General features: G+C 69.1%; 13 protein-coding genes, 1 tRNA gene and 1 pseudogene. 2 read left to right on the top strand and 13 right to left on the bottom strand.

Annotated features, from left to right (window positions below; genetic code table 11):
• Nucleotides 1-141: 141 nt before the first annotated feature.
• Together PKF00_RS24530 and PKF00_RS24525 are read left to right on the top strand one after the other, a co-directional pair.
• Nucleotides 142-1,371 (top strand): PQQ-binding-like beta-propeller repeat protein, encoded by a 1,230-nt coding sequence (locus tag PKF00_RS24530; protein ID WP_271219977.1) that lies wholly within the window; start codon nucleotides 142-144, stop codon nucleotides 1,369-1,371.
• A gap of 299 nt (nucleotides 1,372-1,670) precedes the next feature.
• On the top strand, nucleotides 1,671-2,891 hold the full coding sequence (locus PKF00_RS24525; RefSeq protein ID WP_271219976.1) for an acetyl-CoA C-acetyltransferase: 1,221 nt from the start codon (nucleotides 1,671-1,673) through the stop codon (nucleotides 2,889-2,891).
• A gap of 7 nt (nucleotides 2,892-2,898) precedes the next feature.
• On the opposite strand, the gene PKF00_RS24520 is transcribed toward PKF00_RS24525, so the two are convergent.
• The 13 genes and pseudogenes from PKF00_RS24520 to PKF00_RS24460 form a co-directional block, all read right to left on the bottom strand.
• Entirely contained in the window at nucleotides 2,899-3,309 is a 411-nt protein-coding gene (locus tag PKF00_RS24520; RefSeq protein ID WP_271219975.1) for a PPOX class F420-dependent oxidoreductase, read from the bottom strand.
• 72 nt (nucleotides 3,310-3,381) lie between these two features.
• A complete protein-coding gene (locus PKF00_RS24515) occupies nucleotides 3,382-3,609 on the bottom strand; it encodes a DUF4287 domain-containing protein (RefSeq protein WP_271220132.1) in 228 nt (75 codons plus the stop codon).
• Nucleotides 3,610-4,041: 432 nt separating this feature from the next.
• Nucleotides 4,042-4,821, bottom strand: coding sequence for a Bax inhibitor-1/YccA family protein (locus PKF00_RS24510; protein ID WP_271219974.1), 780 nt, complete (start codon nucleotides 4,819-4,821; stop codon nucleotides 4,042-4,044).
• 149 nt (nucleotides 4,822-4,970) lie between these two features.
• The gene (locus PKF00_RS24505; RefSeq protein ID WP_271219973.1) at nucleotides 4,971-5,354 is read right to left on the bottom strand and encodes a winged helix-turn-helix transcriptional regulator; all 384 of its coding nucleotides are present in this window, start codon (nucleotides 5,352-5,354) and stop codon (nucleotides 4,971-4,973) included.
• Between the two features lie 230 nt (nucleotides 5,355-5,584).
• Nucleotides 5,585-5,657 (bottom strand) — tRNA-Leu (locus tag PKF00_RS24500).
• A gap of 265 nt (nucleotides 5,658-5,922) precedes the next feature.
• Nucleotides 5,923-7,239 carry an NAD(P)/FAD-dependent oxidoreductase gene (locus PKF00_RS24495; RefSeq protein ID WP_271219972.1) on the bottom strand — a complete coding sequence of 439 codons (1,317 nt, stop codon included), beginning with the start codon at nucleotides 7,237-7,239 and terminating at the stop codon, nucleotides 5,923-5,925.
• 171 nt (nucleotides 7,240-7,410) lie between these two features.
• Nucleotides 7,411-8,208: a uracil-DNA glycosylase gene (locus PKF00_RS24490; RefSeq protein ID WP_271219971.1), complete on the bottom strand. Its 798-nt coding sequence runs from the start codon at nucleotides 8,206-8,208 to the stop codon at nucleotides 7,411-7,413.
• 21 nt (nucleotides 8,209-8,229) lie between these two features.
• Nucleotides 8,230-9,294 carry an HAAS signaling domain-containing protein gene (locus PKF00_RS24485; RefSeq protein ID WP_271219970.1) on the bottom strand — a complete coding sequence of 355 codons (1,065 nt, stop codon included), beginning with the start codon at nucleotides 9,292-9,294 and terminating at the stop codon, nucleotides 8,230-8,232.
• Nucleotides 9,291-9,617 (bottom strand): PadR family transcriptional regulator, encoded by a 327-nt coding sequence (locus PKF00_RS24480; protein ID WP_271219969.1) that lies wholly within the window; start codon nucleotides 9,615-9,617, stop codon nucleotides 9,291-9,293. The genes PKF00_RS24485 and PKF00_RS24480 overlap by 4 nt, the downstream gene beginning before the upstream one ends.
• Nucleotides 9,618-9,955: 338 nt before the next feature.
• Nucleotides 9,956-11,341 carry a hypothetical protein gene (locus PKF00_RS24475; RefSeq protein WP_271219968.1) on the bottom strand — a complete coding sequence of 462 codons (1,386 nt, stop codon included), beginning with the start codon at nucleotides 11,339-11,341 and terminating at the stop codon, nucleotides 9,956-9,958.
• A gap of 168 nt (nucleotides 11,342-11,509) precedes the next feature.
• The gene (locus tag PKF00_RS24470) at nucleotides 11,510-12,469 is read right to left on the bottom strand and encodes a Ppx/GppA phosphatase family protein (RefSeq protein ID WP_271219967.1); all 960 of its coding nucleotides are present in this window, start codon (nucleotides 12,467-12,469) and stop codon (nucleotides 11,510-11,512) included.
• A gap of 188 nt (nucleotides 12,470-12,657) precedes the next feature.
• A pseudogene (locus PKF00_RS24465) lies at nucleotides 12,658-13,167 on the bottom strand (DUF501 domain-containing protein); the annotation flags it as partial.
• A 40-nt stretch (nucleotides 13,168-13,207) separates the two neighbouring features.
• On the bottom strand, nucleotides 13,208-13,642 hold the full coding sequence (locus PKF00_RS24460) for a septum formation initiator family protein (protein ID WP_271219966.1): 435 nt from the start codon (nucleotides 13,640-13,642) through the stop codon (nucleotides 13,208-13,210).
• Nucleotides 13,643-13,665: the final 23 nt, after the last annotated feature.

Genomic DNA, 13,665 nt, shown 5'->3' with positions numbered 1-13,665 from the left:
CCTCGCCCCCATTGGAGTGCAATGCCCGTGATCCGGCCTCACGCGAAAGCGGCTGCGGTCCTCGCCGGAGTCCTCGCTCTGGCTGGCTGCTCCGGCAGTGAAGCGGCCACCCCGGCCCATCCCACCTGGCACAACGGCGAGGTGAACGCGGTAAGCCGCACCACCTCCGCCGCAGGTGTCGCCACGACGACCTCCATGCGGCCGGACGGCACGCTGGAGACGGTGGCCGTCGACCTGGTCACGGGCAGGAAGCTGTGGGCTCACCCCGCGACCATGGCGGGGCGCCTGCCGGGAATGGGCGTGTCGGCTCCGGCGATCGTCGCGACCGGCACGGGACAGGCCGTGGCCGTCGCCGTCGACCCCGCCCGCGAGGGCAAGGGGAACGCCACGCTCGTCGGCCGCGACGCGAGAACCGGGGCCCAGAAGTGGACCCGCCCACTGCACTCGACCTTCGGCCCCCAGAGATGCGGGACGTTCGTGTGCGTCCCCGAGCACACGGCGCTCGCCAAGGCCAGGCTCGTCGTGCTGGACCCGCAGAGCGGCAGGCTGCTGTGGAAGCTCCCCGGAATCGCGGAGGTCGAGTGGTCCGACTCCTCCCGCGCCGTGCTCCTGCGCATGGCCAGGCACCCCGTCCTCGAGGCCTACGACCTGAAGTCCGGCAGGCGCGTCTGGCAGCTCCCCGTCGAGCAGGCGCTCGGCCCCGGGGTCGACCTGTCAGGAGGCTGGTCGTTCGGCGCGACGGCCGACAACCTCGTCGGCTACCTCGCCCCCTACACCAACCCCGCGACGAAGAAGGTCTCCGCCTTCGGCCTGTTCTCCGTCAGGCTCTCCGACGGCGCGGTCAACTGGATCCGGCCCTCGGTGGTGCGCGTCTATCCCAGCGGCAGCCCCGGTCTCGCCCCGGTGGTGCGCCCCGTCGACCAGCAGGGCCAGTACGGCGGCTTCGCCCGGCTCGACGCGCAGAGCGGGCGCGTCCTCGGCCAGATCCCCGCGGCCCAGGTCCCCGGCTCCGGCTGGTGGCTGGCCTTCCCCCCCCAGATGGAGAAACTCGGCTTTCTCAAACACGACAAGCCGGGCAACGCCTTCGACCTGGCCACCGGGCGAAGCACCGAGATCAAGGATCAGCGCGGCTGGTCCTTCTGCGTCACCGACCCCAAGCCGCTCGCGCTCAGAAGCCAGATCCCGGGGTTCTACTCGGTGGCCTCGCTGTGCGAGTTCGACCTGGCCAGCGGCAGGAAGACGGCGGGCGCCAAAGCGCCCCCCGCCTGGTTCACCGGCAGCCAGGACGGCTGGCGGTTGTGGCGCGACGAGGCGGGCGGGCTGCACGGGATCAGGGACGGCGCCGGGACCTCTCCCGGCATGTACGGCTGACCTCCGGACCCGTACGGCCGACCTCCCGGCACGTACGGGTCCGGCCGCCGCCCGGCCCGCGCGGTCCCCGTTCCAAGGCCTCGGGGAGATCCAGGGCCCTCCCGAAGACCGGGCACTTTTCGCAGGGCGGGCGTCGAGCGGACGTCTCAGGGGCGAAGAGTCCTTCTGAGCGGGAGTTCCCACAGGGCCCCACACCTCTCCCGTACAAAGTTCTGTTCTGAGGTGCCCCGGTCGAGTGCGCCTTTCCGCCGAGGGATAGCCTCCGCAGGAGGAGCGCCCCACCAACCCAGGAGAGCCACATGCCCGAGGCAGTCATCGTCGCGACCGCGCGCTCACCCATCGGACGCGCCTACAAGGGGGCGCTCAAGGACATCCGGCCCGACGACCTGACCGCCCAGATCGTCAGGGCGGCCCTGGCCAAGGTGCCCGAGCTCGACCCGGCGACCGTCGACGACCTGATGCTGGGCTGCGGTCTTCCCGGCGGCGAGCAGGGGTACAACATGGGCCGCGTGGTCGCCACGCTGCTCGGGCTGGACGGCGTGCCCGGTGCCACCGTCACCCGCTACTGCTCCTCCTCCCTGCAGACCACCCGGATGGCCCTGCACGCCATCAGGGCGGGAGAGGGCGACGTCTTCGTCTCGGCGGGCGTCGAGTGCGTCTCGCGGTTCGCGAAGGGCAACTCCGACTCGCTCCCCGACACGAAGAACGAGCTGTTCGAGGAGGCCAAGGGCCGTACGGCCAGGGCCGCCGAGGGCGGCGGCGGGGTCTGGCACGACCCGCGTGAGGACGGCGTGCTGCCCGACGTCTACATCGCCATGGGGCAGACCGCGGAGAACGTCGCGGGGTTGAAGGGCGTCTCCCGCCAGGAACAGGACGAGTTCGGCGTCCGGTCCCAGAACCTGGCGGAGAAGGCGATCGCCAACGGCTTCTGGGAGAAGGACATCACCCCGGTGACCCTGCCCGACGGGACCGTGGTCAGCAAGGACGACGGCCCTCGCGCGGGAACGACCTACGAGGCGGTCTCCCAGCTCAAGCCGGTCTTCCGCCCCGACGGGACGATCACGGCGGGCAACTGCTGCCCGTTGAACGACGGCGCCGCCGCGGTGATCGTGATGAGCGACACCAGGGCCGCCGAGCTGGGCATCACCCCGCTGGCCCGGGTCGTCTCCACCGGCGTGACCGGCCTGTCTCCCGAGATCATGGGCCTGGGGCCGGTCGAGGCCTCCAGGCAGGCCCTGGCCCGGGCGGGCATGTCCGTCGGCGACGTGGACCTCGTCGAGATCAACGAGGCCTTCGCCGCCCAGGTCATCCCCTCCTACCGTGACCTCGGCGTCGATCTCGACCGCCTCAACGTCAACGGCGGCGCCATCGCGATCGGCCACCCGTTCGGCATGACCGGCGCCAGGATCACGTCCACGCTGATCAACAGCCTCCGCTTCCACGACAGGACGATCGGCCTGGAGACCATGTGCGTGGGCGGCGGCCAGGGCATGGCCATGGTCCTGGAGCGTCTCAGCTAGGGCCTGTTCAGCCGTGGACGTCGGGGCCGGCGCGGGTGATGTCGATCCTCAGGATCACCCGCCGGTCCCGCTCCATCGCCGCCCGGTAGTCGTCCCAGTCGGGGTGCTCTCCGGAGATGTCACGGTAGTAGCTCACCAGCCCCTCCATCGCCTCCGGCAGCGAGACGACCTCCGTGTCGCCCTCGATCTGGATCCAGGGACCGAAGAAGGCGTCCGTCGTCACGCAGAGCGTCGCCCTGGGATCCCTGCGGAGGTTCCTGACCTTCGCGGCGGTCTCCCTGCTGCTGATGATCGCGCGCCCCTCGGCGTCCAGTCCCACCGTCACCGGGGACATCTGCGGCCGTCCGTCGGCGTGCCGGGTGAGCAGGACCGCGCGGTGGTTGTCGCGGATGAAGTCACGTGCCTTGTCGAGATCCATGATCCCATCATGGCCGCACACGTGAAAGCCCGCACCACCGGCGGGAGGTGCGGGCTTGCGAAGACGGATGACTTACAGGTGGCGGCTGCGGCGGTAACGCTCGTGCTCTCGCACGATGGCGGCGGCGTAGCCGTGGGACAGCCCGTGCTCGTCGGCGAGCCAGTTGGCTCGCTCTTCACAGCGTAGGAAAGACGGGCCGTTGTCGATGGCTTGGAACCACTCTGGGAGTGCGCGTCCGGTGATGTCCGGGACCCTTGCGATCAGCTTGCTCTGCGTCTCCAGTGAGTGGTTCAACGACATGGGCACCTCCACGGATAGGGCTCCTTTGCTTGACAGTGCCTTACGAACTCCCAGATAGCAAGCCCCCGCGACCTGGTCATCCATCATTCTTCGTCGCCCGACCGTCACTTTCCGTTCATTTTTGAGACGCATGGCGGCCCGTCCCACACCCGTCCTCGCCCTGCTCACGCCCGCCGAACGCCCTGTCGTACGGCCTGCCGCGGAGCCGTACGGCCGGTGGCGGAGGGCGTACGGCGAGTGGCGGAGAACCGTCGCGCGGCCGACGGCGGCAGGGCGTGGCGCGGTCAGCGGTAGCAGAGCGTGGTGCGGTCGGCGACGACCGAAAGAGAAAAACCCCCGCCGGAGACGCCCGGCGGGGGTTTCGCGCACTGCCTGCGGCCTCTTCCGGCCGCCGCCTCACCGGCGACCCCGAGGGCCGTCGGCGAGGCGAACCTAGTCGCTGCTCGAGAAGTAGCTCAGGAAGCGCAGGATCTCGAGGTAGATCCAGACCAGGGTGACCGTCAGGCCGAAGGCCATCAGCCAGGAGTACTTCGCCGGGGCTCCGGCCCGCACGCCCTGCTCGACCGAGTCGAAGTCGAGGAGCAGGAAGAAGCAGCCGACCAGGATCGCCGCGACGCTGAAGACGTACGCCAGCAGACCGCCGGAGCGGATGCCGATGCCGTCGGCGATGAAGAAGGTCGCCACCCAGTTGACGAGCATGAGACCCATCAGACCGATGCCCGCCGCGACGACGAACCTGGTGAACTTCGGCGTGACGCGGACGATACGCAGCGCGTAGACCGTCAGCGTCGCGGCGAAGGCGAGCGCCGTGCCGACCACCGCCTGGAAGACGATGCCGTTGTACAGGTTGTTGTACAGGTGGCTGATCACACCGATGGCCACGCCGTAGGCGACCGAGTAGCCGAGGATCAGCGCCGGGTTCGTGCTCTGCTTGAACGAGATGACCAACGCGAGCACCAGGCCGGCCAGCGCGCCGACGATCAGCGCGCCCGACCCCAGGTTGAGCGCCCAGGCCAGGGCCGCGGAGACGACCAACGTGCCCAAGGTGATGAAACCACGCACGACCACGTCGTCAATGGTCATCGTCCGCTGCGCGGGAGGCGCATAGGACGGTGTGTCGTACATTCCCTGGAGCTGCTCAGGGGTCGGTGTTCCCCAGGCCTGCTGTTGACCTCGGGACTGTCGGCTGAATACGGGGTTCTTACTTTCCATCGCTGCCTCCACGCTGCGACCTACGCGATCAGCGTATTAGATCGGTTGTCACACGGCCGTGTCGTGTTGATATCCGTTTGCGCTTCAAGCGGCCGTACGGCTACCGCCGAAGGTTCCAACGAACGGCCGCCGCCCCCGGTTCCCTGCCTTCACAGCGGCACCACGACCCGCTGGTCGAAAAGGCGCTGGGACGTCTCGACTTCGGCGAGGTTGCGCCGAGCCCACTCGCAGATGCCGGTCACCGTGACGAGCAACTCCCGCCCGATCCCGGTGAGCACGTATTCAACCCTGGGCGGCGAGGTCGGATAGACGTTGCGCTCGACGATGCCGTCACGCTCGAGAGCGCGCAGGGTCTGGGTCAGCATGCGCTGGTTGATCCCCTCCACCCGCGCCTTGAGCCTGGAGAACCGCTGCGCCTCGTCTCCGAGCGCGGCGATCACCAGAAGGGACCACTTGTCTCCGATGTGCCCGATGACCTGCCGGGCGACCCCGTTGGCCCGCAGCACCTCGTCCAGGTTTCCCTCATCACCCATGGTTACTATTCTATACCTAGGTCCTGAGAAATCCCAATAGCAGGGGAACGGGCCCGTGAATCACGAGGTGACGAAGATGAACGGTTCGCGAGTGGCATCGGTCATGCGAAAACCCATTTAGCGAGACCGCCCGCCGCCGTTCGGCGACAGTTGCGGACAACCCGTCGGCACAGAACGGCCCGCGCCACCTTTTCGCTGGTCACGGGCCGAAATGCGCAGATCACTATGAGTGCCCCCGGAGGGACTCGAACCCTCACTCGAACCCTTTTAAGGGGTTTGCCTCTGCCATTGGGCTACGGGGACGCCGCAATCATACGTAACTGACCACTCATCCGAGGAGCACAACTTCGTATCAGGCGTCACACAAACCGTGCGGCGACGTTTCGATCTTCGAGACGGCTCTGCCGTACGGAATCGGGCGTCTTACGCACTGCTCGTCACCCAGAACGATCTCATAGCGACCCGCGGCCCGGGAGGGGAGGCCGGTGTTTTCCCGCCGGCTTTTCGAAACGCGAAGAGGCCCCGGGGATCCGGGGCCTCTCTGGGCGATTTCAGGGGAACGCGAACCTCAGGTCGTGGCCGCCTTGTGGAACTCCTTGCGCGGCGCCTCGATCTCGCCGAGCGAGACGGTCTCACGCTTGAAGAACAGCGCGAGGGTCCAGTCCATCATCACGCGGACCTTGCGGTTGACGGTGGGCACCCGCGACAGGTGGTAGGTACGGTGCATGAACCACGCGGGCAGGCCGCGGAGCTTGACGCCGTAGACGTTGGCGACGCCCTTGTGGAGACCGAGGCCCGCGACCGACCCGACGTACTTGTGCCGGTAGTCGACCAGCGGCCTGCCGTGGAGCTGGCGGGTGATGTTGTCGGCGAGCACCTTGGCCTGCCGGACGGCGTGCTGGGCGTTCGGTGCACAGTACTGGCCCGGATTGGTGACGTCGGGCACCCCGGCGACGTCTCCCGCGGAGAAGGCGTCCTCGACCCCGGCCACGGTCAGACGGGTGGTCGTCTTGATCCGGCCGCGCTCGTCCAGCGGCAGGTCGCCGGCGTTGACGACCGGGCTGGGCTTGACCCCGGCGGTCCAGACGATGGTGGCCGACTCGAACTCCTGGCCGTCGGAGAGCTTCACCAGGCCGCCCTCGCAGGACTCGAGGCGGGTGTTCATCTTGACCTCGATGCCGCGCTCACGGAGCTGCTCGGCGGTCCACTTGCCCATCTCGGGGCCGACCTCGGGCAGGATCCGGTCGGTCGCCTCGACGAGGACCCACCGCATGTCCTTGCGGGAGATGTTGCGGTAGTAACGGGCCGCGTCGACGGCCATGTCCTCCAGCTCGGCGAGCGCCTCGACGCCCGCGAAGCCGCCGCCGACCACGACGAAGGTCAGCGCCCTGTTGCGCAGGGCCTCGTCGTCGTCGGTCTCGGCCCGGTCGAGGAGCTCAAGCACCCGGTTGCGCAGCGCGATCGCCTCGCCGACCGTCTTGAAGCCGATCGCCGCGTCGGCGAGGCCGGGGATGGGCAGCGTGCGGGAGACCGAGCCCGCGGCCATGACCAGGATGTCGTAGTCGATGTCGTGCGGAGTGCCGACGTTCGGCTCGAAGGCGACGGACTTGGCGGCGTGGTTGACCTTGGAGACCTTGCCGTTGAGGATCGTCGCCTTCGACAGCACCCTGCGGAGCGGGACGACCACGTGCCGGGGCGAGAGGTTTCCCGCCGCCGCCTCGGGAAGGAACGGCTGGTAGGTCATGTGGGATTCGGGAGTGAGAACGGTGATCTTGACACTGCCGTCACGCAGTTCCTTGCGGAGGGTGTGCTGCAGACGCAGCACGGTGTAGAGCCCGACGTAGCCCCCGCCGACGACCACGATGTGCTTGGAGTTGGGGTTCACTTCGACGCCATCCTTAGGTCCGAGGCCTTGTGAAAGCTTTCACAAGCATACGTGCCCCAAAAAGACAGCACCAGGCACCCCCCATGTAATTTGCGTCATACTTCCTGGAATCGGTAGATCTCACCCATCTTCCCGAGCGAAGTTCTGTCGATATTCTCTTTGTGATCGAGTTCACAAGCGCCGCAGCGCGTTCGCCCTGGTGAAGAGGGTGTCGAGCATCTCGGCGGTGACCCGCCCGGTGAAGGTGTTCTGCTGGCTCGGGTGGTAGCACCCGAGAAGATGCGCCGGAGTTCCGCCGCGGGAGATCTCGACCTCGGCTCCGTGTCCGAAGGGCGGCCTCGGGCGCGGCAGGGCGTACCCGGCCTGCCGCAGCGCGGGCCAGACCGCCTGCCAGGCGAAGCCGCCCAGCGCGACGATCACGCGCACGCTGTCGGCGACCAGCTCCACCTCCCTGGCCAGCCACGGCAGGCAGTTGGTCCGTTCGGACGGCTCGGGCTTGTTCGCGGGCGGGGCACACCGTACGGCCGCCAGCATCCGGGCGCCGACGAGGCGCTGTCCGTCCCCCGCGTGGACGCTGGTCTCCTGCACGGCCAGGCCGGTGCGGTGGAGAGAGGCGAACAGCCAGTCCCCGCTGCGGTCACCGGTGAAGATCCGCCCCGTGCGGTTGCCGCCGTGCGCGGCCGGGGCCAGCCCGACGATGAGGACCTCGGGCCTGTCCTCCCCCCATCCCGCGATGGGCCGTCCCCAGTAGGTCTCCCCGGCGAACGCCCTCCGCTTGACCGTCGCCACCTCCTCGCGCCACTCGACCAGCCTCGGGCAGGCCCGGCAGACGGACTGCCTGGCCGTGAGCTCGCCGAGCGTGCCGCTCGTCTCCGCGAGCTCTTCGACCTCGGCGGGGTCATGGGCGACGGGGGTGTCGGGCCTGGCCGGATCGCCAGGCCAGCCGGATCCAGGAGGAACGAAGGTCATGCCCCCGATCGTGCCATCACCTCACCTGGTCCTGGACGGGGACGGGGACGGGGAGGCGGACGCGGAGGAAGACGGAGAAGGCGATCCGGAAGCGGAGGGGGACCCGGACGGGGACACGGACGGGGACGTGCCAGGTGATGGCTGCTGTGCCGGCGGCTCGACCGGAGGGACAGCCGGAGGCGCGGTGGGCGCAACGCCGTCGGGGACGTTCAGGCCGGACGGCAGGCACTCGTCTCCGTCGAGGGAGTACACGCTGACCAGCGGCAGCGGGAACTCGTTCGTCCTGGGAGGCTCACCGAAGCAGACCGGCTTGATCCGGTAGTCGGACGCCTCGAGGTCGAGGGTGATCGGCCTTCCCTCCTGGTCGTAGAGACGCACGCCCTCCAGCAGCCTGCCGTCCTTGGAGTAGGGGAAGATGTTGTGGACGTCCCCGCCCAGTGATCCCGAGGGGACCATCTCAACCCTCTGCGTCACCGGGGCGTCGCGCGCGCTCTCGTAGAACAGGTCGTCCCGGCGGGGGTTCCAGTCTCCCGCCGTGAACACGACCACCATGGCGACGATCGCGACCAGCGCGTTGATCGCCGCGATCCCGGCCCTCACCGCGCGAGGGGGTCTGCCCTCGCGAGCCGTACGGCCCAGCCAGACGGAGACGACCACGAACGCCGCCACGACGACCCACTCGGCGGGGCTCCCCGGCAGGATGTGCCGGGTCCCGCTCAGGGCCGACAGCAGCAACGCGAGCACGTAGCCGCGCAGGACCCACCAGGCGGGCCGCAGCTCGGGCGCGAACTCCTCCGCGTGGCGGTAGACGGGCAGCCGCGACAGCACGTCGCGTGACGCCGCCAGGCGCGTCCGCAGGCTCCGCCCCTTCTTGCCCATGGCGACCGTCCTGTCCCCGTAGGCGGCCCGCAGCTCGGCCGCGTACGCCTCCGGCGGCCCCAGCCGTTCCTCCAGCGGCGCGTCCGACTCGGCCGCCACCTCCGCGAGATGGTCGTCCAGGTCCTCCAGGAGCTCCTCCCTGTCCCGCGCGGGCAGGTCGGCCAGAGCGTCTCGTACGGCTTGCGCGTAGCGGTCGGGGGTGATCACGCGCGACCCTCCTTGAGGAGATCGTCCATGGTGGCGGAGAAGGCGGCCCAGGTCCTGGCCGAGGAGGCGAGCTGGGCCCTGCCGGTGTCGTTGAGCCCGTAGTACTTGCGATGGGGGCCCTCGTCCGAGGCGACCACGTACGAGGTGAGGGCTCCCGCCCTGAACAGGCGGCGCAGCGTTCCGTAGACCGAGGCGTCGCCCACCTCGGTGAGACCGGCCTCGCGCAGCCTGCGCACGACGTCGTAGCCGTAGCTGTCGCGTTCGGCGAGCACGGCCAGCACGGCGAGGTCGAGCACGCCCTTGAGCAGTTGACTACCGTCCACGCATCGCAGAGTAGTACGCATTACACAGTAGTGACAATACGAAGATCCCATGTCGCGAACCCCCGGAGGCGCCGGGGCCCGCACCGCGAACCCGGGAGCCGCCGACCTCCCTTGCCGTGGACCGGCCCGCTCGCCACGGACCGGCTGACTCGTCACGAACCGGCTGACTCGTCACGAACCGGCTGACTCGTCACGGACCGGTCGGCGCGAAACCCGGCGGCGCGGAAACCTGCTGGAAACAAGGGGTACGAAAAGGCGGCGCCCGCTGGAAGCGGACGCCGCCGATGTGGTTCCGGTGGAACCCGCGTCAGACGCGGACCCCGGTCCTCCTGGCCGTACTAGGCGGGGCAGGAGGCGCTGTAGGACGCCGACTCGAAGGCGCCGCCGCCGATCGTCAGCTTGGCGGTGCCGCCGCTGGTGCCGTTCGACTCCTTGGTGAAGGAGACGGTCTTGGTGCCGGCCCCGGCGAAGTCGAGCTCACCGGAGTCGACGACGACGTTGTTGACGGTCCAGGCGTACTTGACCTTGACCGGGCCGGTGGCGGAGATGTTGCCGCTGCCGGCGACGGTGGACGTCGGGCAGTTGACGGCGGTCTGCTTGGCCGAGACGCTGCCGCCCACGATCCAGGTCTTGATCGTGGGAACGGACTGGCAGGTGACCTTGCCCTCGACGGTGCCGGTGGTGGAACCGTTGTAGAGCTCGATCGCGCGCTTGCTGGTCCCGGACGCCGAGGCGGTCCAGGAGTCGGTCACGGTGCGGCTCTGGTAGCCACGGCCGTCGAAGGAGACGTCCTGCCAGCCACCGGCGACGCCGTCACGGATCCAGCGGTACTTGACGGTGCCGTGGCCGTGGGACACGGCGATCGTGCCGGTGAAGTTACGGGTGACCGGGCAGGTGCCGGTGTAGGAGTCCGGAGCGCTGACGGACGCGGTGACCTTCGGCGTCTCGTCCTTGCACCGGATCCTGAAACCGACGCGGTTCGAGGAGTTCTGGACCGGGTCCACGATCTCCAGGACCGCCCAGCCGCTCAGGTTGTGACGCGGCCTGATCACGTGGACGACCTTGCGGGAGCTCTCGACGCGGACGGAGTCACGGTCGACGACGTCGCCGTTGACCACCCAGCGGTAGTGCACCCAGGTCGGGCTGGAGGCGGTGATCTTGCCGATCAGGGCAGCCTCGCAGTTGCCCTCGTCGACCCAGGCCCGAGCGCCGACGCCGACCTGGATGACCTGCTTGCCGTCACCCTCGTCCTGGCCGCCGCCACAGGAGACGCTGAAGCGACCCTTGCCGGAGGTCGCGGCGCGCGGCGCCAGGACCTGAAGGGCCTGCCAGCCCTTCACGTCGCCCTTGAAGGTGGACGACTCCTTGACGGTGACGCTCTTGGCGCCCTTGCCGCGCAGGACAAGGGTCTTGACCTTGCTCTTGGAGCCGTCGCCGCGCAGCCAGCGGTAGGCGACGGTGGTCCTGCTCGCGACCGTCTTCACCTTGACGGTCGAGGAGAAGGTCACCTTGGCGGGACAGCGGCCCTCGTAGTTGGCGGGGGACGCCTTGGGGGTGCCGACCGAAACCGCGGGCTTCGGCTTGGCGACGGCCGAGGCGGCCGTCTGGGTGGATCCGCTCGCCGCCGCCGCTGCCGGCGAGGCCGCGAGGCCGATCGCCATCGTCGCCAGCATGGCCGTGCCGGCTCCCACCGCGGCTAGCCTGCGTGCTAGTCCGGACTTCATGAGGGGATGCTCCGTTTCGTTAGGAAGCGAATGCGCTCCGGAGACGGTTGCCGCCCCGACACCAGCTGTGCCGGGCCCCACGGCAAAGCCTCGCTAAAGCCCCTTCACCTAACCATGAACGGAACGATCTCTCAATACCCCATCAACAAGACAAATGTCCAGATCTCATTAAAGTTTAGATGCCGACCAGGCGATTCCATCCAAAATGTCGTGTTCACTGACGATCACCTCGGTGAAACCGTACCGGCGCAGGATCCGGTCCAGAATGAGAGCCCCCGCGCCGATGACGTCGACCCTTCCCGGATGCATCACTCCGATCGCGGCGCGCTCGTCGTGAGTCATCTCCAGAAGACGGCGAGAAATGTCATGCGCCCGATTTGCCGGAATTCGCGAGTGGTGGATTTTCACCGGGTCATATTCGGGCAGCTCAAGCGCTATTCCCGCGACGGTTGTGACAGATCCCGCGAGTCCGACCAACGTCAGCGCACGCTCCACGGGCACCTTCTCCGAGACCCGGTCGAGCGCGTCGTCGATGTCGGCGACAATCGCCTCGACCACCTCGGGCGAAGGCGGGGCGGCCGAGCCCCGCAGGTGCCGCTCGGTCAGCCTGACGCAGCCGATGTCCACCGACAGCGCCGCCTCGACGTGCGTCGAGCCGATCACGAACTCGGTCGAGCCGCCGCCGATGTCGAACACGAGGTAGGGCGGCCTGGTGCCGTCAGGGGTCGGCAGGCCCGTCTCCGGCGAGAGCCGCACCAGGTCGCGGGTGGCCCCGGCGAAGGACAGCTCGGCCTCCTCGGCGCCGGTGATCACCTCGGGCTCGACCCCGAAGATCCGCCGCACACCGTCCACGAAGTCCTGGCGGTTGGCGGCGTCCCTGGTCGCGCTGGTGGCCACCACTCGCACCGCGGAGGCGCCGTGCCGCTCGATCAGCTCGGCGTAGCCGCGCATCGCGGTGAACGTGCGCTCCAGCGCCTCGGGGGCCAGCCTGCCCGTCCTGTCGACGCCCTGGCCCAGCCTGACGATCTCCATCCGCCGTTCGACGTCGGTCAGGGTGTCGGCGTGAACGTCCGCGATGAGCAGGCGGACGGAGTTGGTGCCACAGTCGATCGCGGCGACACGGGTCACGTGCTCTCCTCTTGGGTGGTAGTGCTCGGCTTCACCGCGGAACCTGGCCTGCCCAGGTCCGTCTCCCCGTCGTGTCCGGCGACCCCGTCTCCGGAGGCGCCGCCCTCGACCACGACGTTCTCAGCCACGGCGCCCTCGGCCACGGCGTTTTCGACCACGGCGTTCTCGGGCACGGCGCCCTCGGCCACGGCGTTCTCGGGCTCCGGCGAGCAGCACGGCCCGCCCGCCCACCACTCGCCGAGCGCGTCGAGGGCCTCGCGGCCGAACGGGTTGGTTCCCGGCGCCGCGAGCTCGTGCCCGACCAGGGCGTGCAGGCACTTCACCCTGGAGGGCATGCCCCCTGTGCTCTGCATGTCTCTGGGCAGCGGCTCAAGCCCCTCCTCCGCCGCGGCCTTGTCACGACGCGCGACATAGTCGTCGTGAGCCGCCTGGTAGGCCCGCGCCAGGTCGGGATCCTCCGCCAGCCTGGCCTGCATGGCCCGCATCATCCCGGAGGTCTCCAGCCTGCCGATGGCCGAGGCGGCCTTCGGGCAGGTCAGGTAGAACAGCGTCGGGAACGGCGAGCCGTCCGGCAGCCTGGGCGCGGTCTCCACCACGTCGGGCAGGCCGCACGGGCAGCGGTGCGCCACCGCCCGCAGCCCTCTCGGCGTCCGGCCGAGCTGCCGCTCGACCGCCGCCACATCGTGGTCGTCGACCATCCGTGACACCCCCTGAAAGACGACATCCAGGTTATCGGGGTCATCTGCCGGTCTCGGCCACCTTCGCGGCCTTCCCCGGCTCGGCCACCTTCGCGCCGTTGCCGGTGTCGGCGGCCTCGACCGACTCCCAGAGCGTCTGGTACCACGGCGGCCTGGCGGCCTGCTTCTCCGCGGGCGCGCCCTTGCTCTGGGCCGGGCGCTCCCTCATGACGACGTAACACTTCTGCCCGGGATCGCAGTAGAAGAGCCGCTCCCTGCCGATCCGCTTGATGTAGCCGGGATCGAGGCGCTGACGGTAGCGGTCCTCCTCCTTCTTGATCTCGGCGAGTTCCCTGGCCTTCTGCTGTTCGAGCTGGGCGATGTCGCGACGCTGGGCGACATAGACCCTGATCGGGTAGGCGAGGCTCATGGCGATCGCGCACACCACGACCGCGAGGACCGCGGCCCGTCCCGTCAGCTGCGGCTGTTTCGCCATGCGCGCCTCCCCGTCCGTGCTCC

The organism is Streptosporangium carneum, from assembly GCF_027922005.1.
Classification (GTDB): domain Bacteria; phylum Actinomycetota; class Actinomycetes; order Streptosporangiales; family Streptosporangiaceae; genus Streptosporangium; species Streptosporangium carneum.
The sequence above is the reverse complement of the archived record's forward strand: the minus strand, read 5'-3'. Positions and strand labels throughout refer to the sequence as shown.